This is a genomic window from Pseudomonas sp. KB_12 (assembly GCF_052114545.1).
GTDB classification, from domain to species: domain Bacteria; phylum Pseudomonadota; class Gammaproteobacteria; order Pseudomonadales; family Pseudomonadaceae; genus Aquipseudomonas; species Aquipseudomonas brassicacearum.
On record NZ_JBFREY010000007.1, the window covers coordinates 152,031 to 176,358 of the forward strand.

At 63.1% G+C, this 24,328-nt stretch carries 18 protein-coding genes; 10 read left to right on the forward strand and 8 right to left on the reverse strand.

Annotated features, from left to right (window positions below; all coding sequences use genetic code 11):
- Window positions 1-69: 69 nt before the first annotated feature.
- The 5 genes from AB4Z20_RS07420 to AB4Z20_RS07440 all read left to right on the forward strand — a co-directional run bounded on the left by AB4Z20_RS07420 (window position 70) and on the right by AB4Z20_RS07440 (window position 4,781).
- Window positions 70-738 carry an ABC transporter ATP-binding protein gene (locus AB4Z20_RS07420; protein ID WP_442089632.1) on the forward strand — a complete coding sequence of 223 codons (669 nt, stop codon included), beginning with the start codon at window positions 70-72 and terminating at the stop codon, window positions 736-738.
- Entirely contained in the window at window positions 738-3,206 is a 2,469-nt protein-coding gene (locus AB4Z20_RS07425) for an FtsX-like permease family protein (protein WP_442089677.1), read from the forward strand. The genes AB4Z20_RS07420 and AB4Z20_RS07425 overlap by 1 nt, the downstream gene beginning before the upstream one ends.
- Complete coding sequence (locus AB4Z20_RS07430; protein ID WP_442089633.1) at window positions 3,196-4,269, forward strand: lipocalin-like domain-containing protein; 1,074 nt, start codon at window positions 3,196-3,198, stop codon at window positions 4,267-4,269. The genes AB4Z20_RS07425 and AB4Z20_RS07430 overlap by 11 nt, the downstream gene beginning before the upstream one ends.
- 65 nt (window positions 4,270-4,334) lie before the next feature.
- The gene (locus AB4Z20_RS07435) at window positions 4,335-4,577 is read left to right on the forward strand and encodes a hypothetical protein (protein ID WP_442089634.1); all 243 of its coding nucleotides are present in this window, start codon (window positions 4,335-4,337) and stop codon (window positions 4,575-4,577) included.
- A 30-nt stretch (window positions 4,578-4,607) separates the two neighbouring features.
- The gene (locus AB4Z20_RS07440) at window positions 4,608-4,781 is read left to right on the forward strand and encodes a hypothetical protein (protein ID WP_172436074.1); all 174 of its coding nucleotides are present in this window, start codon (window positions 4,608-4,610) and stop codon (window positions 4,779-4,781) included.
- 515 nt (window positions 4,782-5,296) lie between these two features.
- Here the strand turns inward: AB4Z20_RS07440 and AB4Z20_RS07445 are convergent.
- From AB4Z20_RS07445 to AB4Z20_RS07470, 6 genes are all read right to left on the reverse strand, one after another.
- Window positions 5,297-5,815, reverse strand: a complete 519-nt coding sequence (locus tag AB4Z20_RS07445; RefSeq protein ID WP_320389115.1) for an Hcp family type VI secretion system effector — start codon at window positions 5,813-5,815, stop codon at window positions 5,297-5,299.
- A gap of 297 nt (window positions 5,816-6,112) precedes the next feature.
- Window positions 6,113-7,489, reverse strand: coding sequence for a 2-oxoadipate dioxygenase/decarboxylase HglS (gene hglS / locus AB4Z20_RS07450; protein WP_442089635.1), 1,377 nt, complete (start codon window positions 7,487-7,489; stop codon window positions 6,113-6,115).
- Between the two features lie 88 nt (window positions 7,490-7,577).
- Window positions 7,578-8,798 carry a glycolate oxidase subunit GlcF gene (gene glcF, locus AB4Z20_RS07455; RefSeq protein ID WP_442089636.1) on the reverse strand — a complete coding sequence of 407 codons (1,221 nt, stop codon included), beginning with the start codon at window positions 8,796-8,798 and terminating at the stop codon, window positions 7,578-7,580.
- 1 nt (window position 8,799) lies between these two features.
- Window positions 8,800-9,858 carry a glycolate oxidase subunit GlcE gene (gene glcE / locus AB4Z20_RS07460; protein WP_442089637.1) on the reverse strand — a complete coding sequence of 353 codons (1,059 nt, stop codon included), beginning with the start codon at window positions 9,856-9,858 and terminating at the stop codon, window positions 8,800-8,802.
- Entirely contained in the window at window positions 9,858-11,357 is a 1,500-nt protein-coding gene (gene glcD, locus AB4Z20_RS07465; RefSeq protein WP_253476400.1) for a glycolate oxidase subunit GlcD, read from the reverse strand. The genes glcE and glcD overlap by 1 nt, the downstream gene beginning before the upstream one ends.
- 159 nt (window positions 11,358-11,516) lie before the next feature.
- Complete coding sequence (locus AB4Z20_RS07470; protein WP_214510636.1) at window positions 11,517-12,446, reverse strand: alpha/beta fold hydrolase; 930 nt, start codon at window positions 12,444-12,446, stop codon at window positions 11,517-11,519.
- Window positions 12,447-12,742: 296 nt separating this feature from the next.
- Between AB4Z20_RS07470 and AB4Z20_RS07475 the strand changes: the two genes are divergently transcribed.
- A complete protein-coding gene (locus AB4Z20_RS07475) occupies window positions 12,743-13,828 on the forward strand; it encodes a diguanylate cyclase (protein ID WP_442089638.1) in 1,086 nt (361 codons plus the stop codon).
- 85 nt (window positions 13,829-13,913) lie between these two features.
- A complete protein-coding gene (locus tag AB4Z20_RS07480) occupies window positions 13,914-15,152 on the forward strand; it encodes a M20/M25/M40 family metallo-hydrolase (protein ID WP_442089639.1) in 1,239 nt (412 codons plus the stop codon).
- A 336-nt stretch (window positions 15,153-15,488) separates the two neighbouring features.
- Here AB4Z20_RS07480 and AB4Z20_RS07485 read toward each other — a convergent pair whose 3' ends face one another.
- Both AB4Z20_RS07485 and xthA read right to left on the reverse strand, forming a co-directional pair.
- Window positions 15,489-16,823 carry a substrate-binding domain-containing protein gene (locus AB4Z20_RS07485; protein WP_442089640.1) on the reverse strand — a complete coding sequence of 445 codons (1,335 nt, stop codon included), beginning with the start codon at window positions 16,821-16,823 and terminating at the stop codon, window positions 15,489-15,491.
- Between the two features lie 201 nt (window positions 16,824-17,024).
- On the reverse strand, window positions 17,025-17,837 hold the full coding sequence (xthA, locus tag AB4Z20_RS07490) for an exodeoxyribonuclease III (RefSeq protein ID WP_003203684.1): 813 nt from the start codon (window positions 17,835-17,837) through the stop codon (window positions 17,025-17,027).
- Between the two features lie 255 nt (window positions 17,838-18,092).
- Between xthA and AB4Z20_RS07495 the strand changes: the two genes are divergently transcribed.
- The 3 genes from AB4Z20_RS07495 (at window position 18,093) to AB4Z20_RS07505 (ending at window position 24,219) form a co-directional block, all read left to right on the forward strand.
- Window positions 18,093-18,743: a GNAT family N-acetyltransferase gene (locus AB4Z20_RS07495; protein WP_003203682.1), complete on the forward strand. Its 651-nt coding sequence runs from the start codon at window positions 18,093-18,095 to the stop codon at window positions 18,741-18,743.
- Window positions 18,744-18,808: 65 nt separating this feature from the next.
- Window positions 18,809-20,536 (forward strand): autotransporter assembly complex protein TamA, encoded by a 1,728-nt coding sequence (locus AB4Z20_RS07500; protein WP_442089641.1) that lies wholly within the window; start codon window positions 18,809-18,811, stop codon window positions 20,534-20,536.
- Window positions 20,533-24,219, forward strand: a complete 3,687-nt coding sequence (locus AB4Z20_RS07505) for a translocation/assembly module TamB domain-containing protein (protein WP_442089642.1) — start codon at window positions 20,533-20,535, stop codon at window positions 24,217-24,219. The genes AB4Z20_RS07500 and AB4Z20_RS07505 overlap by 4 nt, the downstream gene beginning before the upstream one ends.
- Window positions 24,220-24,328 lie beyond the last annotated feature (109 nt).

Here is a 24,328-nt window from a genome sequence, read left to right on the forward strand (position 1 = left end):
AACCCGTGGGTGGGGACCGTCCCTCAACTCCGCTATCCTGACCCCCACGTTCATCCATCGAGCCTTTTCATGCTTGAAGTCCGCGATGTTTTCAAAAGCTACCCCACGCCTCAGGGCCCGTTGCCGGTGCTGCAAGGCATCGACCTGACCCTGATGCCCGGCAGCAGCCTGGCGCTGATGGGAGAGTCAGGCAGCGGCAAGAGCACTCTGCTGCACCTGGTCGCCGGGCTGGACAAAGTCGATCGCGGCAGCATTCGCAGTGGCAAGTATCGGCTCGATGGCATGAGTGAAAGCCAGTTGGCGAATTGGCGACGCACGGAAATCGGCCTGGTGTTTCAACAGTTCAACCTCATCAGCAGCTTGTCGGTGGAGGACAACCTGGCGTTCCAGGCGCGTCTGTGCGGCCGTTATGACGCAGCGTGGCAAGCCCATCTGGTGCAGCGGCTCGGGCTTTCAGCGCTGCTGCGGCGTTATCCCGAGCAACTGTCCGGCGGCCAGCAACAGCGGGTGGCGCTGGGGCGGGCGTTGGCTTCGCGACCGCCCTTGTTGCTGGCCGATGAACCCACCGGCAGCCTCGACGAAGCCACCAGCGACGAAGTCCTGCAACTGCTGCTGGAACTGCTGGAGGGCAGCCCCACCAGCCTGCTGATGGTGACCCACAGTCCACGGGTGGCGGCTCGCCTGGCCCAGCGCGTGGTGTTGCACGGCGGGCAGTTGGCGCAGGTGGCCCAGGGGTGATGATTTTTCGCCAGACCCTCAAGGCCCTGCTCAGCCACTGGCGCCAACACCCGGTGCAATTCTTCAGCGTGCTGACTGGCCTGTGGCTGGCCACCAGCCTGCTCACCGGCGTGCAAGCCCTGAACAGTCAGGCCCGGGACAGCTACGCCCGGGCCAGCCAATTGATCGGCGGCGAACCCCAGGCCAGCCTCAGTGCGCCCGGTGGCGGCACCTTTCCCCAGCAATGGTTTGTCGAGCTGCGGCGCCAGGGCTGGCCGGTGTCGCCAGTGTTGCAGGCTCGGGTGCTGCTCAAGGACCACGAAGATCAGCGCCTGCAACTGATGGGCATCGACCCGGTGTCGCTGCCGCCCGGTGCCGCGCTGGCGGGGCAGGCGCGGGAGATGACTGAGGTGGTGGCGTTCTTTACCGACCCCGGCCGCACCTGGATCGCCCCGCAAACCTTGCAAGCCCTGGGACTGACCGAGGGTGACCGACCCCGGAGCGTCGATGGGCAATCCCTGCCACCGCTGCATGCCCAGGAGGACATGGCGCCGGGCGTGCTGTTGATGGACATCGGTTTTGCCCAGCAGGTACTCGGGTTGCCGGAGCAACTGTCGCGACTGTTGTTGCCCACCACGTTCAGCGCCGCATTACCGGAAGCGTTCAACGGTCGCTTGCAACTCAAGCACGCCGATGAAGAAAACAATCTGTCGCGCCTGACCGAAAGTTTTCACCTGAACCTCGATGCATTGGGGTTTTTATCCTTCGTGGTGGGGCTGTTCATCGTTCACGCGGCCATCGGCCTGGCCCTGGAACAACGCCGCAGTCTGTTGCGGACCCTGCGCGCCTGTGGCGTCAGTGCGCGGGTGCTGGTCACCAGCCTGACCATCGAACTGGGCGCGTTGGCCCTGCTGGGCGGGATCGCCGGGGTGCTCAGCGGCTATTGGCTGGCGAGCCTGTTGTTGCCCGATGTCGCGGCGAGCCTGCGAGGTTTGTATGGCGCCGAAGTGGCCGGGCACTTGAACCTCAGCCCGTGGTGGTGGTTCAGCGGTGTCGGCCTGAGCCTGCTCGGTGCACTGCTGGCCGGCGCTGACAGTCTGTTGCGGGCGGCGCGCCTGCCCTTGCTGGCGCTGGCCAATCCCCAGGCCTGGCATCAGGCCCATGCCCGCTGGCTGCGACGCCAGGGTTGGGTGGCGACGGTGGCGGCATTGATTGTCGCATCGGCGTTGATCTGGGGCGATAGCCTGGCCAGCGGTTTTGTCCTGATGACCGCCTTGTTGCTGGGCGCGGCGCTGGTCTTGCCGGTGTTGCTCAACAGTGCGCTGAAGCGGTTGTTGAGCCGCAGCCGCTCGGTGCTCGGGCAGTGGTTTCTTGCCGATTGCCGCCAGCAATTGCCGACGCTGAGCCTGGCGTTGATGGCCTTGTTGCTGGCGCTGGCGGCAAACATCGGCGCTGGCAGCATGACCGCCGGTTTCCGCCAGACTTTTAGCAATTGGCTCGAACAACGACTGACCGCCGAGTTGTACATCAACCCGCAAACCCCGGCCCAGGCAGACGAACTGCACGCCTGGCTCAAGCAACAACCGGCGATCACTGCCGTCGTTCCCCTCTGGCAAGTCTCGGTCCCGTTGCAGGGCTGGCCGACGGATATCCACGGCATCATCGATCACCCCCACTATCGACAGCATTGGCCGCTGCTGGAATCGGCCGGCGACAAGCCGTGGGAGCAACTGGCCGCCGCCGACACCCTCATGCTCAGCGAACAACTGGCACGGCGTCTCAAGGTGAGTATCGGCGATCAGTTGACCCTGCCGACGCCGCGGGGGCCCTGGGCACTGCGCATCGTCGGCATCTACGCCGACTACGGCAATCCCAAGGGCCATGTGCTGGTCAACGTCGATCACTTGCTGGCGCACTGGCCGAACCTGACGCCGAACCGTTTCAATCTGCGCATCGAACCGTCTGCGATCCCGGCGCTACTGACAGCGTTGCAAGGCCGGTTCAGCCTGGATGACAGCCGCATCGTCGACCAGGCCCGGCTCAAGGGCTGGTCGACCCAGGTGTTCGAACGCACCTTCGCCGCCACCGCCGCCCTCAACAGCCTGACCCTGGCGGTGGCCGGCGTGGCGTTGTTCATCAGCCTGCTGACCCAGAGCCAGAGTCGCCTCGGCCAGTTGGCGCCGCTGTGGGCGCTGGGGGTGACGCGTCGGCAGTTGATGCTGCTCAACCTCGGCCAGACCTGGCTGCTGGCGCTGCTGACCTTGGTCCTGGCGTTGCCGCTGGGCATCGCCCTGGCCTGGTGCCTGGACACGGTGATCAACGTGCAGGCCTTCGGTTGGCGCCTGCCGTTGCGGGTGTTCCCGTTGCAACTGGTGCAGTTGCTGGCCCTGGCGATGCTCGCCACGCTACTGGCATCGGCCTGGCCGCTGTATGCGCTGTACCGCACGCAGCCGGCGGATTTGCTGAGGACTTTTGCCCATGAAGATTAGGGTCGGCGTGTTGTTGCTGCTGGCGTTGCTCAGCGGTTGTGACGACTCCGCGCCAGCGCAAAAGGGCTTTGCCGGCCTCGGCGACCAGGCTGTCGCGTTCACGCCGGTTGTGCCTGGGCGGGTGTTCAGTTTCCCCGCCGACCATGGCCTTCATGAAGGTTTTCGCATCGAGTGGTGGTACGTCACCGCCAATCTCAAGGACGCCCAGGGGCATGAGTTTGGCGTGCAATGGACGTTGTTTCGCAGCGCCTTGAATGCCGCGCCCCAGGCCGGTGGCTGGCGCAACCAGACGATCTGGCTCGGCCACGCGGCGGTCACCTCCGCCACCGTGCACCATGCCGCCGAGCGTTACGCACGAGGCGGGGTGGGGCAGGCCGGGGTGCAGGCGGTGCCCTTCAATGCCTGGATCGACGATTGGCAATTCGGTACCCAGGCTTCAGGGGACGAGCCGTTGGCGGACATGCAATTGAAGGCGCGCGACCCACGCTTCAGCTATGCATTGCGGCTGACGTCGAGCCGGCCGCTGGTGTTGCAGGGCGATCGAGGTTTCAGCCAGAAATCCGAACAGGGGCAGGCGTCGTACTACTACAGCCAGCCGTTCTTCCAGGCCAGCGGTGAATTGGAAATCGATGGCCAGCGTTACGCGGTCAGCGGCCCGGCCTGGCTCGACCGCGAATGGAGCAGCCAGCCCTTGACCGCAAACCAGACCGGCTGGGACTGGTTTTCCCTGCACCTGGACAACGGCGAGCATCTGATGCTCTACCGCATGCGCCACAAGGACGGCGCGCCGTACCTCACGGGCACCTGGATCGACGCCCAGGGCCAAGCGCAAACCCTGCACGCCGGGGAAATTAGCCTCGTGCCCCAGGACACTGCCAAGGTCGCCGGACGTTCTATGCCAGTCGGCTGGGCGATCAAGATCCCCAGCAAACAACTCGACATCACCCTCCACGCGCTCAATCCCAATGCCTGGATGAACCTGCGCATTCCCTATTGGGAAGGACCGGTTCGACTGCGTGGCAGCCAGGGCGGCACCGGTTACCTGGAAATGACCGGCTACTGAGAATCGTCGGAACTCCCCGCGAACACCGGCCCTCATAGTTTATGAATGTCTCGCAGGAGCCCGTCATGAGCGGTGACCTCAAACTTGCGTCGCTGGCCGATTGGCAGCGATTGTTCGACGACCAGGCCTACTGGCAGCAGTCCCCCGATGCTCACTTCACCGAACTGATGCGGGTGGCCAATGACCTGTTCGGTCAGGGCGCCATCGACCTGGCGCAGTGGCAGGTCTTGAAGACCAAGGCCGAGCAACTGCACCAGCGCTCTCCGGATGCCAACGTCGCTGAAGAAGTCGCCGACCCCGACGCCTGATCCCAGGCCTAAAGACTCAAGGAGTTCGCCATGCAGCACCGCCCTGATCAAACCCGGCAAAACCCCGACGCCCCGGCATTGCCTGGTGAAGTGGAACGCGATAACGATGCCTTGCGGCCCAATGACCCGGCCAAGCGCAAACAACAGCGCGGCGACCCCGAGGCAGGGGATACCGATGCGCAGAAAACCGGTCGGCGTGGTTGAGGTTTGTCACGTCGATAGGCATTAAAAAAGTTTTTAATGCCTGTTTAATTTTCCTGCATGGATAACTTTTTTGTATTTGTCCATGTTTTGTATAAGTGTTTACGCCGCTAGCGCAGGAGTTGCCATCCAAACACTGTGGCGAGGGAGCTTGCATCCCGCTGGATGCGAAGAAAATATGTGTACGCTGCGTAGGAGCTGTCGAGTGCAACGAGGCTTCGATCTTGCCCCAGACACTTGAGTCCCAAGCGAAAGATCAAAAGATCGCAGGCTTCGCCAGCTCCTACAGAAATATGAAAGGCTTCAATATTAAACAATTATTTAAACGGGCTCGCGGACATATTCTGAAAGTTCCATTATTATTATTCGCGTTCGCCCAGTGTCAGGCTCTTTACCAGTGCATGGATTGCCGAGGCCATCGCACTGGGCGAACACCACCCTGAATCAATAACTATCGATTATTTTCAACTGCACATCGACCCACAGAGTTGGCCGATGCGTGAGTGGCTGCCTCCGATTCAACCAGCAGCCGGCGAACGCCAGTCATCGGAGCCCGAGGTACCGCTGACTTCGTGGGTCCAGGTGATCTTGCGATACGTGAAGTGCACGTCCTCCAGATGGGTGAAGTGTGAGTTTTCTGGGTCCTGGCAGTTGAGCATGTAGTCCTTGATATCGACGATAATCGCATCCTCCAAAGTCGTGGTGTAGTAGTGCTCCTGGGTGCCTGCGGCCGAAGTGCGGTACCACTGGATCTTGACTTCCTCCAGGCGTTCGCCGCTCGTTAGGGCGACCTGAAGCAGTGGCGAAGCTTTGTCGAATACCTTGGTGATGATCAGGGGTTTGTGTATGCGCTGACCGGTTGGCTGACCGGACTGAGGGTCGCGAGGGATGGTCACTTGGTGCTCGAAAGCTTGCACCATGACCTGATCCTCATGACCCTCTTGGTAGGTGTTGCCCACTGAATCGGCGGTAAACGCACCGGCAGTGATCAGGCCTTGTTTAGTGCCTTTTACGGACATGTACGCGGGGGTAGCCAATGGATGCTCTCCTTCCTGGATAACGATAGGGCCTGGGACGGGAGTCGCCCGAGGTGGCCTCACGGATATCAAGAGCTATGCCATTTTTTAAAAACTTATATATATCAATAGGTTGATCTGATATCGGCAAGCGCCTCCCTGCAGGCAAGCGAGAAAGCGCTCAAAGGCTTGCCCGGCCCATTGCAGCTCCTCGCGACCCGACCAGATACCGCGATACCCGAGCCGGCTGGCCAAGAAAGGCGCGCCGCGCGCACGCCTCTCAGGCAGTTTTTTGCCGTTTTGTCCTTCGGCTTATTCCTACACGCCCAATGCAGCCCTGCACTCATCGATGGAGCGCTGTTGCGTCTGGGCGTACAGCCCCAGCTCATCGATGGTCGCTTGTCCCAGCGCCTCTTCGAAGGCCTGGCGATTGGACTGGCCGGCATAATGACTCTGGGCGGCATCGCCAAGGTTCGACTGGAAAATACCGGCGGCGCTGACGGGCAGGAAGTCCTCGTACACCAAAGGTTCGGCGCGCAGGTATTGCTGCTCGAGCAAGTGCTCCAGGGAGGCCGCTTGCTCGAGGGTGCCCTTGGCGGCGAGGCCCTCGGGCGTGACGAAATAGCGGAAATACGCCAATGCCTGTCGGCGCAGTTCGTTGTGGTTGTCAGGGAATTCGACAAAGTGTTCGGCCATCAGTTGGTTGTAGCGTTCGGCGTTGGCTTCGTTGGGAAACTCCCCCAGCGCATCGCGCGCGGCGTTCAGCAATTGATCGTAGAGCGCGCGGCCCTTGGGCGTGAGGGCCGCGCCACGTTGTTCGATTTCGCCGAAGCGGGCGCTGTGGCTGCCTTGAGACTGTGGCTGGTCGGTGAAGGCGACGGGTTCGTCGAGTGCCTTGAAACTGGTCTGGCGCAGCAGGATCGGGCATTGGCGACGGGGTGGGCCTTCGATCACGGCCTTGGGGGTAATGCCGTGCACGGGCATCCGGGCCTGGACGATGTCGATGTCCAGGGTACGGGGGGTCAGGTGATTGATGTGCGGGCCCTTGAACGCCACCACGTCGGCGATCAAGCGATGTTGGGCGCTCAGTTGCCGGTACTGTTCGGCGGTGACGGTGGCGCTGTGGTGCCAGCGAAAGGTTTCCAGAGCCTGTAGGACGAAGTCCTCAGCCTGGGACTCGCTCAGGCCACTCTGGTGTTCGGCCAGTTCAATGAGCTCAAGGGCCCTGGGGGTGAAGATCTGTCGTTTGTCCAACACCGATTCGGCAAAGGCCCGAAGCTCGGCGTTCTCGATCAGTTCCAGGCGCAGCAGCGAGGTAAACACCCGGAATGGGCTGACCTGCAACGCGCTTTCGTGCACGGCGCGGAAGGCGGTGGAATGCACCGGCACCCCGGCAGGCGTGAGATCGTAGTAGCCCACCGGCTGCATGCCCATGACCGCGAACAGACGCCCCAGGGTCGCCAGCTCGGCGGCGGTGCCGACGCGGATCGCGCCGTGGCGTTCCAGGTCCAGGCGCTCGAGTTCGCCGGTGCTGCGCAGGTGTGCGGCCAGGACCGGGTCTTCGGCCAGCACTTGGGCGTTGGTGTGTTCCACCAGCTTCATCAGCGCGCCATACAGCGGCACCTCGTCGCGGTACATGTCGGACATCGCTCTGGAGAAGCGTTGGCGGATCAGGTCGGGGCTGACGAAGCTCATCGTAAGAATTCCTGGCGAGGGCTGTGGGAAAGTTGGACGAAAGATCGCAGCCTTCGCCGGCCCCGGCAAACGAAGAATCTTCAGGACTTCATTCTGCCAGGGACTGATCCACCAGCTCGATCCAGTGCCGCACGGGCGTGCGACCGGCGCCGTCGAGGTGGTTCTGGCAGCCGACGTTGGCGGTGACGATCAGCTCCGGCTGGCCGCTTTCCAGCGCATTGAGGCGGTTGTCGCGCAATTGCCGCGCCAGGGCGGGCTGGGTCAGCGAATAGGTGCCGGCCGAGCCGCAACACAAATGGCCGTCGGGCACCTCGGTGAGGTTGAAACCCAGCCGCGTCAGCAGCGCCTCGATGCTGCCGCCGAGTTTCTGCGCGTGCTGCAAGGTGCAGGGGCAATGCACGGCAATGCGCTGGTTCCTGGCCGCGCAGATCTGTTCCAGCGGTTCCTTGCCGAGCACTTGCACCAGGTCCAATGCCCGTTCGCTTACTTGTCTGGCCTTGGCGGCATAGCTGGGGTCATGTTCCAGCAGGTGCCCGTAGTCCTTGATGAACGCGCCGCAGCCGCTGGCCGTCTGGACGATGGCTTCAGCACCGTTTTCCAAGTGCGGCCACCAGGCGTCGATGTTCTGCCGGGCGCGGTCCAGCCCGGTGGCCTGGGCGTCGAGGTGATAATCCAGCGCGCCGCAGCAGCCGGCCTGCGCACAGGGGATCACACTGATGCCGAGTCGATCCAGCACCCGCGCTGCCGAGGCATTGGTGTTGGGCGACAGGCCCGGTTGCACGCAACCTTCGAGCATCAATACCGTACGCCGATGCCGCAGAGGTGGGCGTTCGCCGTGAGGCGGGGAAGGGCGGGGCAACTTGGCGGTCAGGTTCGTCGGCAGCAACGGACGAAAGACCGTCCCGAGGCGCAGCAGGGCCTTGAACCGCTCGGGGCTGGCGGCCAGGCTGCGCAGCCCCAGGCGCAGCGCACGTTGGCCGGCGGGGCGCGGTACGGCGTGATCGACCACCGCCCGGCCGATGTCCAGCAGGTTGTGGTAATCCACGCCGGACGGGCAGGTGGTCTCGCAGTTGCGACACGACAGGCAGCGATCCAGGTGCAGTTGGGTGCTGGCCGTCGCCGGCTGGCCTTCGAGCACCTGCTTGATCAGGTAGATGCGTCCGCGCGGGCCGTCCAGTTCATCGCCGAGCAATTGGTAAGTGGGGCAGGTGGCGTTGCAGAAACCGCAATGCACGCAACTGCGCAGGATCCGTTCGGCTTCTTCGGCACGGGGCAGATTTTTGCTTTCCTCACTAAACCGAGTCTGCACGCTAGAACTCCGGATACATCCGACCAGGATTGAACAGCCCCAGGGGATCGAGCTGGGCCTTGAGTTGCCGGTGATAGCGCAGCAGCGCCGGGGCCAGCGGCTGGAACGGTGTGTCGCTGGCACCCTGACGATAGCAGGTGGCATGGCCGCCGACTTCATGGGCCAGGGCTTGCACCGTGTCGGCCTCGGTTTTCAACCAGCGTTGGGCGCCGGCCCAGTCGATCAACTGCGCGCCGGGCAGGGCGAGCGGCCCGGTATGGTTGGGCAACGACAGGCGCCACAGCGGCAAGCCTTCATCGAAGAAGGCCAACTGATGCTCATTGAGTGCCGTCCAGTATTGATCGTCGAGCACCTCGCCACCGAAACGCTGATGAGCGGCGCTGACCGAGCCTTCGCCACCCTCCAGGCGCAGGTGCAAGCAGTCGCCGTCATGGCTGGCGGCGCTGATGGGCAGCGGCTGACGGCCCCATTCGGCGAGTTTTCCCAGGGCCTCGGTGCTGTCCAGTTCCAGGCGGATACTCAGGTTGTGACGGGGTTTGGGCAGGACCTTCAAGGAGACTTCGGTGATCACCCCCAGGCAACCGAAACTGCCGGCCAACAGGCGCGAGAGGTCGTAGCCGGCGACGTTTTTCATCACCTCGCCGCCGAAACGCAACAGCGTGCCGTGGCCGCTGATCAGGCGCGTGCCCAGAACGAAGTCGCGCACCGAACCGGCCCATGGGCGACGCGGCCCCGATAGCCCGGCGGCGACCATGCCGCCGACCGTGGCGTCATCGCCAAATGCTGGCGGTTCGCAGGGCAGCCGTTGCCCCGCGGCGTCGAGGGCGGCCAGCAGTTCCCGCAGCGGGGTGCCGGCCCGGGCCGTGATGACCAGTTCGGTGGGGTCGTAGTGGACGATGCCACGATGGACGCGGGTGTCCAGCACTTCGCCGGCCACTTCGCGCCCCAGGAAGGCCTTGCTGTTCGAACCCTGGATACGCAGCGGCGTGGCGTTGGCCCGGGCGCGATTGACTTGTTCGAGCAGCAGGTCGCTGGCGTCCTGGTCGGCTTCGCGGCTCATCAGAAACGCTCCAGTTCGGGAAACGGCAGTTGCCCGCCATGGATGTGCATGGCACCGAATTCGGCGCAGCGGTGCAGGGTCGGGATGTTCTTGCCGGGGTTGAGCAGGCCTTGGGGATCGAACGCTGCTTTTACCGCGTGGAACAGGTTCAGTTCGTCGCTGTTGAATTGCGTGCACATCTGATTGATTTTTTCCCGGCCCACACCGTGTTCGCCAGTGATGCTGCCGCCCACCTGGACACACAGTTCGAGAATTTTCCCGCCCAGGGTTTCGGCGCGCTCCAGTTCGCCGGGCTGGTTGGCATCGAACAGGATCAGCGGGTGCATGTTGCCGTCACCGGCGTGAAAGACGTTGGCGACGCGCAGGCCATGCTCGGCACCGAGGCTGGCAATGCGCTGCAGTACCTCGGGCAAGGCGCGTCGCGGGATGGTGCCGTCCATGCAGTAATAATCCGGCGCCAGGCGACCCACCGCCGGGAAGGCATTCTTGCGCCCGGCCCAGAATCGCAGCCGTTCGGCCTCGTCCCGCGCCTGGCGCACTTCGGTGGCGCCGGCCTGCTCCAACACTTGGCGGACCCGTTCGCAATCGTCATGGACATCGGCCTCGACCCCGTCCAGTTCACACAGCAGGATCGCTTCGGCCTCCACCGGATAGCCGGCGTGGATGAAGTCCTCGGCGGCGCGGATCGCCAGGTTGTCCATCATTTCCAGGCCGCCGGGGATGATCCCGGCGGCGATGATGTCGGCCACCGCTCGCCCGGCCTTGTCCACCGAATCGAAACTGGCCAGCAGCACCTTGGCGACCTGGGGCCGGGGCAGCAGCTTGACCGTCACTTCGGTGATCACCCCCAGCAAACCTTCGGAACCGGTGAACAGTGCCAGCAGGTCCAGGCCCGGTGAATCCAGGGCTTCGCTGCCCAGGGTCAGGCGTTCGCCTTCGATGGTGAGGATTTCCAGTTTCAACAGGTTGTGCACCGTAAGGCCGTACTTGAGGCAGTGCACGCCGCCGGCGTTTTCCGCGACATTGCCGCCGATGGAACAGGCGATCTGCGACGAGGGATCCGGTGCGTAATACAGCCCGAACGGTGCCGCTGCCTGGGAGATCGCCAGGTTGCGCACACCGGGTTGAAGCCGCGCGGTGCGGGCGTCGGGGTCGATGTGCAGGATCTGGTTGAACCGCGCCATCACCAGCAACACGCCACTTTCCAGGGGCAGGGCGCCGCCGGACAGACCGGTCCCGGCACCCCTGGCGACCACGGGCACATTCAGCCCATGGCAGAGCTTGAGCAGCGCTTGCACCTGCTCGACGCGCCTGGGCAGTACCACCAGCAGGGGCGTGGCGCGGTAGGCCGACAGGCCATCGCATTCATAGGGCTTGAGGTCTTCCTCCTGGTGCAGGATGTCCAGGTCTGGAACCTGTGCCTGCAAGGCTTGAAGCAGGACCTGTTTGTCCACCTTGGGCAAGGGGCCGTCGAGGTGTTCGTCGTAGAGGATGTTCATGAAGTCGATACCCTGTAGGAGCTGACGAGTGTAACGAGGCTGCGATCTTTCCCCTGGCGATTGAGTCTTGAGCGAAAGACCCTATAGATCAAGATCAAAAGATCGCAGCCTGCGGCAGCTCCTACGGAGCCCCGCACAGGGAGATTCCTTGCATGACGGTCACTGCCCCAACCCCTTGAGGAATTCCCGGTACAGCGCCGCGGTTTTCCCCGGTCGTTCGACCATCGGCATGTGGCCGATACCGTCCCAGATTTCCACCCGCAAATCGGCGATGCCCTTGCTCCACACCGGCACGCTGCTGACGTCGATCAGCCGGTCCTTGCGCCCCCAGAGTAGCAGCGACGGGGCGCGGATGTCGGCCAGGCGCGGTTCCATCGGCGGGCTGGCGCGAAAGTCGACGAAGATCTCCGCCAGTTCATCGCGGCGCTGTTCGTAACGTTCGGCCATTGCCGCCAGTACCACGCTGGGCACCCAGGGCGGGGAGGCCATGGTCATTGCGTAGAACGGCGCGAAATCGTCCCGGGAGTCGACGAGGAACGGGTTATGCCCGGCGGCCAGGTGGCGTTCCATGTCGCTGGCCTGGGGTGCGGTGACGCCGGCCGGATCGATCAGCGCCAGGGTGAGCACGCGCTCGGGCGACGTGGCCGCCAGCCATGCGGCGAGGTAACCGCCCATGGAATTGCCGATCACATGGACCTTGTCCAGGCCACAGGCGTCGAGCAACTCGATGACCCGCCGGGCCTGGGTCGGGATGTCATAGCCGCCGCCAGCCTTGAAGCCGGTTTCGCCATGGCCGGCCAGGTCGGGCACCACCACCCGGTAGTCGCCGACAAAATGCCGGGCAAAGCGTAGCCAGAGATTCTTGTCAGCGCTGTAGCCATGCAGCATCAGGATACTGCCGGACGCTTCATAGGGCCCGCCTTGCCAGGTCGATACGGTCATCTCGCTGATGGGGACGGTGATCTTGTGCAACCGGTAGAGACGTGCCTCCAGCGCCATGCCCATGTCGTACAGCACATGGCCGATGCCTGGATACGTCAACCAGCTCCAGGCGATAAACACGGCAAGGACTACCCACAACACCAGCATGTTTTGCCCTCCATGGGTCAGGACAGAATGGGATCGGCCAGTCTGAGCCGACGGGTCAGATACCGTTAAGTGAAGCTGAAACCCGAGCACATCGCGATGACATGGCGCATTTGCTTTGCTACTTGCTATGACAGCCGCCGGATGACTCATGTATAGCCAAGATCCGCGGCAGGGCCCGACATTTGAAGGAGAATAAATACCCCTTCATTCAATGGTGGCTATTTGATGCTGCCCTGATAGACTCCAAGCTACCCCCCGTCCCAATGACTTGGAAAACCCGCGGTGCAGAGGTTCTTATGCAAAAAACGGGAAAGAAGGGACGGACGCTGGCCAGGAGGCTTTATATATCGCGCATCCTGGGCCTGACGCTGGGGTTGCTGTTGGTGAGTGTTGCCGTCTTTCCCCTCGAACCGGCGCCGTGGGTCTGGGGGTTCATGCTGTTCAACGGCCTGCTCTGGCCTCATTTGGCCTACTGGTGGGGCCGGCATTGCTCGAGGCCGTACTACGTCGAACACCTCAATTTACTGATCGATGCGGTGCTCGGTGGCTTCTGGGTCGTAGCGATGCAGTTCAACCCGCTGCCCACGGCCGTCACGCTGGCGATGATGGCGATGAACAATGTTGCCATTGGTGGCCTGCGTTTCCTGCTTATCGGGGTGCTGGCCCAAGTGGCCGGTATTGTCGTGGGCGTGCTGATCTTTCCGCTGACCAGCGTGCCCATGACCAGCCCGGCGCAGATCTACGCGTGTCTGCCGCTGCTGTGCCTGTATCCGATGGCGCTGGGTTGGTTCTGCTATCGCCAGGCCTACACCCTGGGCCGGCAAAAGCGCGAGTTGCTGGCCCTGAGTCGCACCGACAGCCTGACCGGCCTGCTTAACCATGGCGCCTGGAAAGATCGCCTCGACGAGGAGTTCCAGCGCTGCCAGCGTCACCCGAATGACGGGGCAGGGCGCGGCGCGATTGCGCTGATCGACATCGATCACTTCAAGGCCATCAATGACACCTATGGCCATGTCGCCGGCGACATCGTGTTGCGCCAGCTTGGCAAGATGCTCAAGCAAAACCTGCGCGCCGCCGATGTGGTCGGGCGTTATGGCGGGGACGAGTTCTGTGTGATTCTGCCGGACCTGACGCTCCACAACGCCGTGCAGGCCATGGACGGGTTGCGCGAGCGCTTTACCATGCTCAGCTATGAACAGAACCCGGCGCTGAAGGTGAGCCTGAGTATTGGCCTGGCGGCCTTCAACCCGGCTTATGGCGATGCGACCCATTGGCTCAATGATGCCGACCAGGCGCTTTACGCGGCCAAGACCGGCGGGCGCAACCGAGTCACTTGTTACCGGTATCGGCAGGTGTTGGAGAAATCGGCCATTTCTCCCTGAGGTGGTTACCTGCGGTCTAGAGCCTTGATCCATTGTCGGGTAGGGTGCCTATGGCACTCTTTCGATACGGAACAAGGATGAAATCATGATAATGACCGCTCTTCGCTCCCGTCTGGCCGTCAGTCTTGGCCTGAGCCTGGCCCTCGGCGCCTTCGCCCCCGGTGCTTTCGCACAGCCCCATCAACAAGTCCTGAGCGACGCCGAACAGTACAAGGGCGAGGCCCTGAAACTGCTCGAGCGGTTGGTGAACATCGACTCTGGCTCAGGCTATGTGCCGGGGTTGACCCAGGTCGGTGATATTGCGATCGATGAATTGACGAAGTTGGGCGCCACCATCGAAAAGGTGCCTAACTCGGACGGCACCCAGCACATCCTGGCGACCCTCAAGGGCACCGGCAAGGCAAAAATCCTGCTGATGGCCCACATGGACACGGTATTCAAGGAAGGCTCGGCCGCCGAGCGTCCCTTCCACATCAAGGATGGCCGGGCCTATGGGCCGGGAGTGATGGATGACAAGGGCGGCATCGTTGCCGGGATCTATGCGCTGAAGGTGCTCAAGAACCTGGACTTCAAGAACTACGCGCAGATTACTTTCCTGCTCGACGCCAGCGAAGAAACCGGCTCGGACGCCGCCACCGACCTGATCAAGAAAACCGCCAAGGCCCATGACGTGACCCTCAACCTCGAACCGGGTCGCCCGGCCGATGGCTTGGTGGTGTGGCGCAAGGGCAGTGCCACGGCGCTGGTGGAGGTCAAGGGCAAGGCGTCCCACGCCGGTGTCGCGCCGGAACTGGGGCGCAATGCGGCGATGGAAGCCGCGCACCAGATCTTGCAACTGGGCAAGCTTGGCGATGCGGAAAAGAAAACCACCATCAACTTCACGGTGATCAAGGCCGGCGACCGGACCAACGTGATCCCCGACCAGGCGAGCGCCAAGGCGGATGTGCGGGCGGCGGTGCCGGAAGAGTTCGACCGCATCGAAAAAGACCTGGCCCGGGTGTCGCAGGACAAGTTGATCGCCGACACCGAAGTCACCACCAGCCTCAAGCGCGGCCTGCCACCAATGCCGCAGACGGCGGAGTCGGACCGGTTGATGGCCATAGCCCAAGGCATCTATGGCGAACTGGGGCGCAAACTGACGGAAGAAGGCAGCGGTGGAGCGGCGGATGCCAGCCTGTCGGCCGGGGTTGGCACGCCGACGCTGGATGGTTTTGGCATTGTCGGTGGCAACATTCATACGCCGGAGGAATACGCCGAAGTCGAGAGTGTGGTGCCGCGGATTTACCTGTTGTCGCGGATGATCATGGAGTTGGCTGGGCGGTAAAGCGCTATGTCGTCCTGTGGGAGCGAGCTTGCTCGCGAAGCGATCTGTCTGTCGGTCAAGTATTGACTGACACACCGCCTTCGCGAGCAAGCTCGCTCCCACAGGGGAAATGTGCTGCAAGACTCGGTGGTTCGCTCCTACGCCGATGGTAATACAATAAACACAAGGTTTTTGTGGCTAGGGAGCTTGCTCCCGCTCGGCTGCGCAGCAGTCGTAAAACCGGCTGGCGCGATTTGCCTGGAGCACCGCGTCAGCTCATGTTGGGGCGGCTGCGCCACCCAGCGGGAGCAAGCTCCCTCGCCACAAAAGCGGGTTCGTCTTTTGATGGCGCCGTGTCTAGTAAACCCAAACCTCCACCCGCCGATTCTTGACTCGCCCTTCATCCTCACTGTTGGCCGCCACCGGCATCAATGCGCCGAACCCCCGTACCTCTCGCAGTGCCACACCGTATTTGACCAGTTCCCGGCGCACCGCCATGGCCCGCAGCTTGGACAGAAGGTCGGCCCGCGCCGGGTCGTCCTTCGCGTCGCCAAACCCCACCAGTGTCACGCGTCGATCGGTTTTGCCATGCTGCTTTATATAGTCGAGCACGCGGCCCAGATCCTGGTGGGCCTTGTTGTCCAGGCTGGCGCTGCCTTCTTCGAAGCGAAAATTCACGGTCAAGCGTTGGGCGTGGCGGCTCAGGGCCTGGTAACCCTCGGGCATCAAGGCATTCGGCGTGACGGCCATGGCCTGGACGGTCTGGGCGATAAACCCGTTGGCGGCGACGATGGCCTGGCCTTTGTCGCTTTGGGTGAACGCCACCAGCGCCTCGGCCCACGGGTTGGTTGCCTGGGGCGGCAAATAAAAGAACAGGCGCCGGGACAAGGGGTAGTCCTCGGTGGCGATCAGGTTGTTCAACGGCAACATGGGTTGGGAGTCACCGTCGACAATCGCCAGTGCCTTGGCCTGGCGCACATAGGGCAAACCGATGAAGCCGATGCCTTGCGGGTCCTGGCTGACAGCGTCGGACAACTGTTCGCTGGATTCGAAGCGCCGTGTTGAAGGATCCAGCCGTTTGCCCTGTCGGCCGAGGACCAGTTCCTTGAAGGTATCGTAGGTGCCGGACTGTTCATCCCGGGCATAAAGATGAATCGGCCCACCGACGCCGCTCACGGTCTCCCAGGTTTTCACCTCGCCACTGAATATCCGCGCCAGTTGCACGGTATCGAGCTGACGCAACGGGTTCTGCGGATGAAGAATAATCGCCAGGCCATCAATGGCGATGACCTGCTCGGCGGAGGGACTTTTCAGGTCGCCCAGGGACGACAGTTCCTTCAGCTCACCGTCCTTGATCGGTCGTGAAGAAGCGGCCAGGTCGGCGTTGCCCTGCTTGAGGGCGGCGAAGCCGGTGCTGGAGCCGTGGGCCGCGATGTCCACTACCACCCGCCGGCCGTCGACGGTCTGGCCGACGATGCGCTGTTCGTTATCGCGACCGGTGATTTCGCTGCTGACCCTGAGCAGTCCCTGATCTTCCATCAAGCCCCTGACCACCGCCGGCCCGAGCGCCGCACCGATGGTGTTGGAACCTTGGAGGCGCAGGGCCGGGCCCTGTTCGGGAATGGGCAAACTGCCGGCCGATGCCATGAACGGCAGCCAGAGGCCGATGAAAAAGACAACGCGCAGCCGCATGCCGGCACCTTCTGAACCCGAGGAAGTGCCGGAAGATTAAGTCAGTCAGGTTACTGAAAGGTGACAGGGTTGCGACGGGGCACCGAAGTCCAATGTGGGAGCGAGCTTGCTCGCGATGACGGCGGCACATTCAGGATCAATGTGACGGTTAGACCGCTATCGCGAGCAAGCTCGCTCCCACAGGGGTTTGGTGTGATGCGGTCAGCTCAACTGCAACCAGATCGGCGCATGGTCCGACGGTTTTTCCATGCCCCGCAGTTCGTAGTCCACGCCGGCGTCCTTGACCCGTGGCAGCAGGCCGTGGGAGGTGAGGATCAGGTCGATGCGCAGGCCGCGCTTGGGCTCGTCCTCGAAACCGCGGCTGCGGTAGTCGAACCAGCTGAAACGGTCGGTGACGTCCGGGTTCAGGTGGCGGAAGCTGTCCACCAGGCCCCAGTTCTTCAGGCGGGCCATCCATTCGCGTTCTTCCGGCAGGAAGCTGCATTTGCCGGTTTTCAGCCAGCGCTTCATGTTGTCCGGGCCGATGCCGATGTCGCAGTCTTCCGGGGAAATGTTCACGTCACCCATCACCACCACCGGCTGGTCGTTGCTGAAGCGGCTTTCCAGCAGTTGCTGCAAATCGCTGTAGAAACGTTCCTTGGCCGGGAATTTGGTCGGGTGGTCGCGGCTTTCACCTTGTGGGAAATAACCGTTCATGATGGTCACCGGCACGCCGTTGGCATCGGCGAAGGTGCCCCAGATGAAGCGTCGCTGGGCGTCCTCGTCGTCGCCCTCGAAGCCCTTGTACAGGCTCAGTGGCGCCTGGCGGGAGAGCAGGGCGACGCCGTAATGGCCCTTTTGCCCGTGGTAATGCACGTGGTAGCCCAGGGCCTGCACCTCGGCCAGGGGAAATTGTTCGTCGTGGACCTTGGTTTCCTGCAGCCCGATCACGTCCGGCTGGTGCTTCTCGATCAGCGCCGCCAACTGATGGGGACGGGCGCGCAGCCCGTTGATGTTGAAGGAGACGATCTTCATGGTCGGCTGTCCTAGCAAAACTGCGATGCTAGCTGACATGTCGGAACACGGCCAGCGTGGCAGTAGGACAAATGCACTGCTAATGTCCTGTGGCGAGGGGATTTCCCCGTTCAGCTTTGTAGGAGCTGGCGAAGCCTGCGATCTTTTGATCTTTCGCTTGGGATTCAAGCGTCCGTGGAAAGATCGCAGCCTCGTTGCACTCGGCAGCTCCTACAGGGCTCATTACCAAGCCTCGCCCCCAGGAGATCCAACGTCATGCCTGAAACCGCCACCGCCATCGCCGACATCCATATGCTCGACAGCGGTTATTCCCGTGAAGCCCGTTCGTTGCTGTACCAGGCCTATCGCCACGAGCCGACCTTCAGCTACCTGTTCGAATCCGAGCGTCCCGGTTATGAACAGCGGGTACGGGCCACGGTGCGTGAGCTGGTCAAGCAGCATTTTCTCCAGGATTTGCCGGCCATTGGCTTGCTGGTCAACGACCGCCTGATCGGCATTGCCCTGATCGCTCCGCCGCAGCGGCGCCTGGGCATCACCGAAAGCTGGGCCTGGCGCCTGCGCATGGTCTTGAGTACTGGTTTTCGTTGCACCCGGCGCTACCTGGAATACCACGCGGCAGTGCTGGCCTGCCTGCCGTCGGATGCGGTTCATGTATTACCTCTGCTGGGCGTGCACCCACAGTTCCAGGGCAAGCATTTCGGCGAACAGTTGCTTGAGGCGGTGCATAACTGGTGCGCGGTGGACGAGCATTCCCAAGGCGTGGTGCTGGACACCGGCAACCCACGTTACCTTGAGTTTTATAAACGCCAGGGTTATGAGGAAATCGGCGAAGTGGCGGTAGGACCGATCCGCGAGCATGTGTTCTTCCACGCCAACCCGCAGGTTCTGCAAAGCGCAACGGCATAGTCAGGCGAACTTTTGCGAAATGTCCGGCTCTATCAAGCACCTACGCTCGTGATAGCATCCGCGCCATGAACCTCCCAGGAAGAATGACCAGTGGCGCGCTCTTGCTGTCCCTCAGCTGCGTGGCGCTGGCAAACAGTGAATTGGAAGTACGGGTCAAGCCGTCCAACGATGAACTCAAGGCCAACGTAGAAGGTTACATCGGCGGTGTGGGTGATCGTGACGAGGAGGCCTTGCTGCGCTTCAGCCGTGGCGCCGAGGAGCAGGCGCGCAAGGCCGCCCAGGCGCTGGGCTACTACCAGCCGCAGATCGACAGTGAGGTCAAGGGCGGCAAGGACCCACGCCTGGTGCTGACCATCGACCCCGGCGAGCCTGTGCATTTGCGCAACGTCACCGTGCGCATTGATGGCCCGGCGGCATCGCTCAAAGCCTTTCGCGTACCCAGCAACGCCGCCCTCAAGCCCGGCGCGGTGCTCAACCATGGTCGCTACGAAGACGCCAAGCGAATCATCCAGAACCAGGCCTCGCGCTATGGTTTTTTCAGCGGGCGCTTCACCCGGCAGAAGCTGTCGGTTGACCCCCAGGCGGGCATCGCCGACATCGAACTGATTTACGACAGCGGCCCGCGCTATGCCTTGGGCCCGGTGAGTTTCGAGGGCGACACGCCGTTCGACGAAGACCTGCTGCAGCGCATGGTGCCGTTCAAGGCCGGCACGGCGTACGACTCCGAGCTCATTGCAGAGCTCAACCAGGCCCTGCAATCGAGCGGTTATTTCGAAGGCGTCCGGGTGGATGCCGCACCGACGGCGGCCACCGACAACGTGATCCCGGTGGCGGTCAAGCTCGACACGCGCAAACCGCGGACCATGGGCCTGGGCCTGGGGTTTTCCACCGATGTCGGCCCACGGGTCAAAGCCAATTGGACGCGCCACTGGGTCAACGCCCAGGGCCACAGTTATGGCTGGGAAGCGGAAGTGTCGGCGCCCCGGCAGAACGTCGGCTTGTGGTACGACGTGCCGCTGGACCCGCCGCTGACTGACAAGATACGTTACGCCGGCGGTTATCAATATGAGGAACTGGCCGGCACCGACAGCCTCAGCAAACTGCTCACCGTGGGCCCGGAATGGCACAGCAAGTTGCCCAGCGGCTGGCAGCGGGTGGTGTCGCTCAAATGGCAGCGCGAGGAATATCGCCTTGGCGACGATGCGGGCCTGAGCACATTGCTGATGCCGGGCCTCAGTTATTCCTACCTGCGCAGCGACAACCGCATCGATCCGCACAACGGCTACCGCTTGCAGTTCGACACCAAGGTCGCCAAGGAAGGGCTCGGCTCGGACAACAACCTTTTATATGGCACCGCCATGGTCAAGGGCCTGACCACGGTGTTCGACAAGCATCGCTTGCTGGCGCGGGCGCAGATCGGCGGCAGCGCCACCAATGGCTACAAATCCATCCCGCCGTCCCTGCGCTTTTTTGCCGGTGGCGACCAGAGCGTGCGGGGTTACGACTACCAGAGCCTGTCGCCGGAAAACGCCGAGGGCGACCGTATCGGTGGTCGCTACATGGTCGCCGGCAGCCTCGAGTATCAATATTCCATCGCGGAAAAATGGCGGGTGGCGACGTTCATCGACCAGGGCAACTCTTTTAACAGCCTCGAACTGCCGAGCCTCAAGACCGGCGTGGGCGTCGGCGTGCGCTGGGTTTCGCCGGTGGGCCCGATCCGCCTCGACCTGGCCCATGCGATGGACGACGACGGTGGCATCCGCTTGCACTTTTCCATGGGGCCTGAGCTGTGACGCGTGGTTTGAAGATAACGCTGCTGGCGCTCGTCGGGGTGCTGGTGGCGGTCGTGCTGGCCTTGAGTGTTGTGCTGGGCACGGCATTCGGCAGTCGCTGGGCCCTCGGCCTGGTGCCGGGGCTGACCGTGGAGAATTTCCAGGGCCGGCTGGGTGGACAGTGGAGCGCCGATCACCTGCTGTGGCAGCAGGACGCCAGTCGGGTGGAGGTGGATCGGTTGATATTCGCCTGGTCGCCGCTGTGCCTGGCGCGCATGACCCTGTGCATCGAACAGCTCAAGGCCGACCAGGTCGCCTTGCAGTTGCCAGCCTCTGCCGATGAGCCGAGCAACGGCCCGATCAGCTTGCCGGACCTGGACTTGCCGCTCGCTATCGAACTGGGCGATGTGCAGGTCGGCAGCCTGTCGTTCAATGGCAGCGAGCAGCTCAAGGGTCTGCAATTGGTTGCCCGTTGGACCGCCGAGGGCATGCGGATCGATTCGGTGCAATTGCAGCGCGATGAGCTGAGCCTGAAACTCTCCGGCCTGCTGAAGCCGGGTGGCGACTGGCCGTTGAGCGCCGAGGGCCGGTTGACCTTGCCGGCACCGGGCGCCACGCCCTGGGCCCTGGACCTGAAAGTCGACGGCAACCTGCTCAAGACCCTCAACCTCAAGGCCGACAGCAGCGGTTACCTGCAAGGCCAGTTGAGCGGTGAACTGCAACCGCTGGCGGACAACCTGCCCGCCAAGGTGCGCATCAGCGCCGACGGCTTCAAGGCCAGCGCCGATCTGCCCGACACGTTGTTGCTCAATCAGTTGGAATTGACCGGCGAAGGCGATCTGAAAAACGGCTATCAACTGCTCGGCAAGGCGACGCTGCCCGCCGAAAAAGGGCCGGTGGCGTTGTTGCTGCAAGGCACGGTGGACGCCAATGGCGCGCAGATCGCCGGCCTGGATCTGGATGCCGGCGATCAGCAAAGCCTGAAGCTCAGCGGCCAATTGGACTGGCGCGAAGGCCTGCGCGCCGAGGCGAAAGTCGCCTGGCTGGATTTCCCCTGGCATCGCCTCTATCCGCTGATCGATGAGCCACAGGTGATGCTGCGCAGCTTTGACGGCGAAGTCTCTTACACCGATGGCCAATACCTGGGCAACTTCCAGGCCTCGCTGGACGGACCCGCCGGAGCCTTCAGCCTGGGCAGCCCGTTCAGCGGCGACCTGACGCAAATCCACTTGCCGCAGCTCAAGCTCGCGGCGGGGCAGGGCAAGGCCGAAGGGCACCTGAGCCTGCAATTTGCCGATGGCATCGCCTGGGACACGGCGCTGCAACTGTCGGCCATCAACCCGGCGTATTGGCTTGGCGAACTGCCCGGGACCCTGGCTGGGCCATTGCGCAGCAAAGGGATGATGAAGAACGAGCGCCTCGACCTCGACGCGGACCTGGACCTCAAGGGCAAACTGCGTGGCCAGCCAGCGGTGCTCCAGGCCAAGGCCAGCGGCGCTGGCGAGCAGTGGAAGCTCAGCGCGCTGGACATTCGCCTGGGGGATAACCGCATCAACGGCAGTGCCAGCCTGCAAGAGAAACTGACCGGCCAGATCGACATCAAGCTCGCACGCCTCGCTCAGCTCTGGCCGCAATTGCGCGGCCAAGTCGTCGGCCGTGTCGACGTGGCCGGCACGCTCAAGGCCCCCCAAGGCAAGCTCGGCCTGCAAGGTACGCAACTGGCCTTCCAGGACAACCGCCTGCAAAGCCTGAACCTGGACGCGGTCCTCGACAGCGCCCAGCGCGGCAAGCTCGACCTCAAGGCCAGCGGCATCCGCGTCGGCGAAACGTCACTGGGCGTGCTGACGGTCAGCGGCCAGGGTGATATCAAACAGCAGAAGCTCAACCTGGACCTGCAAGGGCCGCAGCTCGACACGACCCTGGCCCTCGATGGCGCGCTCGACCAGGGCAATTGGCGCGGGCGCCTGGCCAGCGGCGACGTGCAGGCCGGCGGTCAAGCCTGGCGCCTGCAAGCCCCAGCGAAACTGGAGCGCCTGGCCGACGGCACGCTCAACGTCGGCGCGCATTGCTGGCGTTCCTTTGATGCCAGCCTGTGCGGTGAAGACCAGCGGCTGATGCCGGAGCCAAAGCTGCGCTATCACCTCAAGCAATTCCCCATCGAAAGCCTGGCCCAGTGGATGCCCAAGGATTTTGCCTGGCAGGGCCGGCTCAACGCGGACCTGCAACTGGACCTGTCGGCCAGCGGTCCGAATGGCCGGATCCTGGTGGACGCCAGCGGCGGTACTTTACGGATTCGGGACAAAGACGGCGATAAGGCGCAATGGCTGGACTTCCCGTACCAGACCCTGACGCTTAACAGCCGCCTGACCCCCAAGCGCATCGACACCGACCTGAATTTCGCCGGTGCCAGGCTCGGCGAACTGATGCTACAGGCACAAATCAACCCCATACCGGCCAGTAAACCCATCAGCGGCTCGTTCCGCCTGACTGGCCTGGACTTGTCCGTGGCCCGGCCATTCGTGCCGATGGTGGAAACCCTCACCGGTCACTTGAACGGCAGCGGGACCTTGTCCGGTGGTCTGCTCGCGCCCCAGGTCAACGGCAACCTGGTGCTCAGCGACGGCGAAGTGTCTGGCCCGGAACTGCCGGTCAGCCTCGAAGCCTTGCAGATGCGAGCAACGATTACCGGCGAAGCGGTGCAGCTCAATGGCAATTGGAAAAGCGGCAAGAGCGGGCAGGGCAGCTTGAACGGCAACATCGGCTGGGGCGACGCCCTGACCATGAACCTGGCGCTCAAGGGTTCGCAACTGCCGGTCACCGTCGAGCCTTATGCGGTGCTCGACGTGGCGCCGGACCTCAACATCACCATGCAGGGTGAGCGGCTTTCCATTGCCGGCAAGGTCCTGGTGCCCAAAGGCGAGATCACCATCCGCGAACTGCCGCCGTCCACCGTCAAGGTGTCGGATGACACGGTGATCGTCGGCCACCAGACCGAAGAGGGCAAGGCGCCGCTGGCCATGGCGATGGACATTGACGTGATCGTCGGCCAGGACAAACTCGCGTTCTCGGGTTTCGGCCTGACCGCCAACGTGCAGGGCCAGGTCCACATCGGTGACAACATGGACACCCGCGGCGAGCTCTGGCTCAACGACGGTCGTTATCGGGCCTACGGGCAACGGCTGACGGTGCGACGGGCGCGGCTGCTGTTCGCCGGGCCCATCGACCAGCCCTACCTGGACATCGAAGCGATCCGCCAGACCGACGACGTGATCGCCGGCATCCGCTTGAGCGGCAGCGCCGAGCAACCGACCACGCAAATCTTCTCGGAACCGGCCATGAGCCAGGAGCAGGCATTGTCCTACCTGGTGCTGGGCCGGCCGCTGAGCACCACCGGCGAGGACAACAACATGCTCGCCCAGGCGGCGCTGGGCCTGGGGTTGATGGGCAGCTCGGGGGTGACCACCAGCCTGGCCAATAACCTGGGGATCGAGGATTTCCAGCTCGACACCCAGGGCAGCGGCAATGCCACCAGCGTGGTCGCCAGCGGCAACCTGTCGGAAAAACTCAGCCTGCGCTACGGCGTTGGCGTGTTCGAACCGGCCAACACCATCGCCCTGCGCTACAAGCTCAGCAAGAAGGTCTACCTCGAAGCCGCGAGCGGCGTCGCCAGCTCGCTGGACATCTTCTACAAACGCGATTTCTAACCTTCCCCCAACCCCCCCCTTTGTGGGAGCGGGCTTGTGTGGGAGCAAGGCTTGCCCGCGATATAGGCAACTCGGTCTATCAGTCGAACCGAGGTGATGCTATCGCGGG

What these genes read in the sequence shown, in the direction of transcription:
- AB4Z20_RS07420 (WP_442089632.1), top strand. Translation starts at nt 70, where the DNA reads ATGCTTGAAGTCCGCGATGTTTTCAAAAGCTACCCCACGCCTCAGGGC.
- AB4Z20_RS07425 (WP_442089677.1), top strand. Translation starts at nt 738, where the DNA reads ATGATTTTTCGCCAGACCCTCAAGGCCCTGCTCAGCCACTGGCGCCAA.
- AB4Z20_RS07430 (WP_442089633.1), top strand. Translation starts at nt 3,196, where the DNA reads ATGAAGATTAGGGTCGGCGTGTTGTTGCTGCTGGCGTTGCTCAGCGGT.
- AB4Z20_RS07435 (WP_442089634.1), top strand. Translation starts at nt 4,335, where the DNA reads ATGAGCGGTGACCTCAAACTTGCGTCGCTGGCCGATTGGCAGCGATTG.
- AB4Z20_RS07440 (WP_172436074.1), top strand. Translation starts at nt 4,608, where the DNA reads ATGCAGCACCGCCCTGATCAAACCCGGCAAAACCCCGACGCCCCGGCA.
- hglS (WP_442089635.1), bottom strand. Translation starts at nt 7,489, where the DNA reads ATGAGCTTCGTCAGCCCCGACCTGATCCGCCAACGCTTCTCCAGAGCG.
- glcE (WP_442089637.1), bottom strand. Translation starts at nt 9,858, where the DNA reads ATGAGCCGCGAAGCCGACCAGGACGCCAGCGACCTGCTGCTCGAACAA.
- glcD (WP_253476400.1), bottom strand. Translation starts at nt 11,357, where the DNA reads ATGAACATCCTCTACGACGAACACCTCGACGGCCCCTTGCCCAAGGTG.
- AB4Z20_RS07470 (WP_214510636.1), bottom strand. Translation starts at nt 12,446, where the DNA reads ATGCTGGTGTTGTGGGTAGTCCTTGCCGTGTTTATCGCCTGGAGCTGG.
- AB4Z20_RS07475 (WP_442089638.1), top strand. Translation starts at nt 12,743, where the DNA reads ATGCAAAAAACGGGAAAGAAGGGACGGACGCTGGCCAGGAGGCTTTAT.
- AB4Z20_RS07480 (WP_442089639.1), top strand. Translation starts at nt 13,914, where the DNA reads ATGATAATGACCGCTCTTCGCTCCCGTCTGGCCGTCAGTCTTGGCCTG.
- AB4Z20_RS07485 (WP_442089640.1), bottom strand. Translation starts at nt 16,823, where the DNA reads ATGCGGCTGCGCGTTGTCTTTTTCATCGGCCTCTGGCTGCCGTTCATG.
- xthA (WP_003203684.1), bottom strand. Translation starts at nt 17,837, where the DNA reads ATGAAGATCGTCTCCTTCAACATCAACGGGCTGCGCGCCCGTCCCCAT.
- AB4Z20_RS07495 (WP_003203682.1), top strand. Translation starts at nt 18,093, where the DNA reads ATGCCTGAAACCGCCACCGCCATCGCCGACATCCATATGCTCGACAGC.
- AB4Z20_RS07500 (WP_442089641.1), top strand. Translation starts at nt 18,809, where the DNA reads ATGAACCTCCCAGGAAGAATGACCAGTGGCGCGCTCTTGCTGTCCCTC.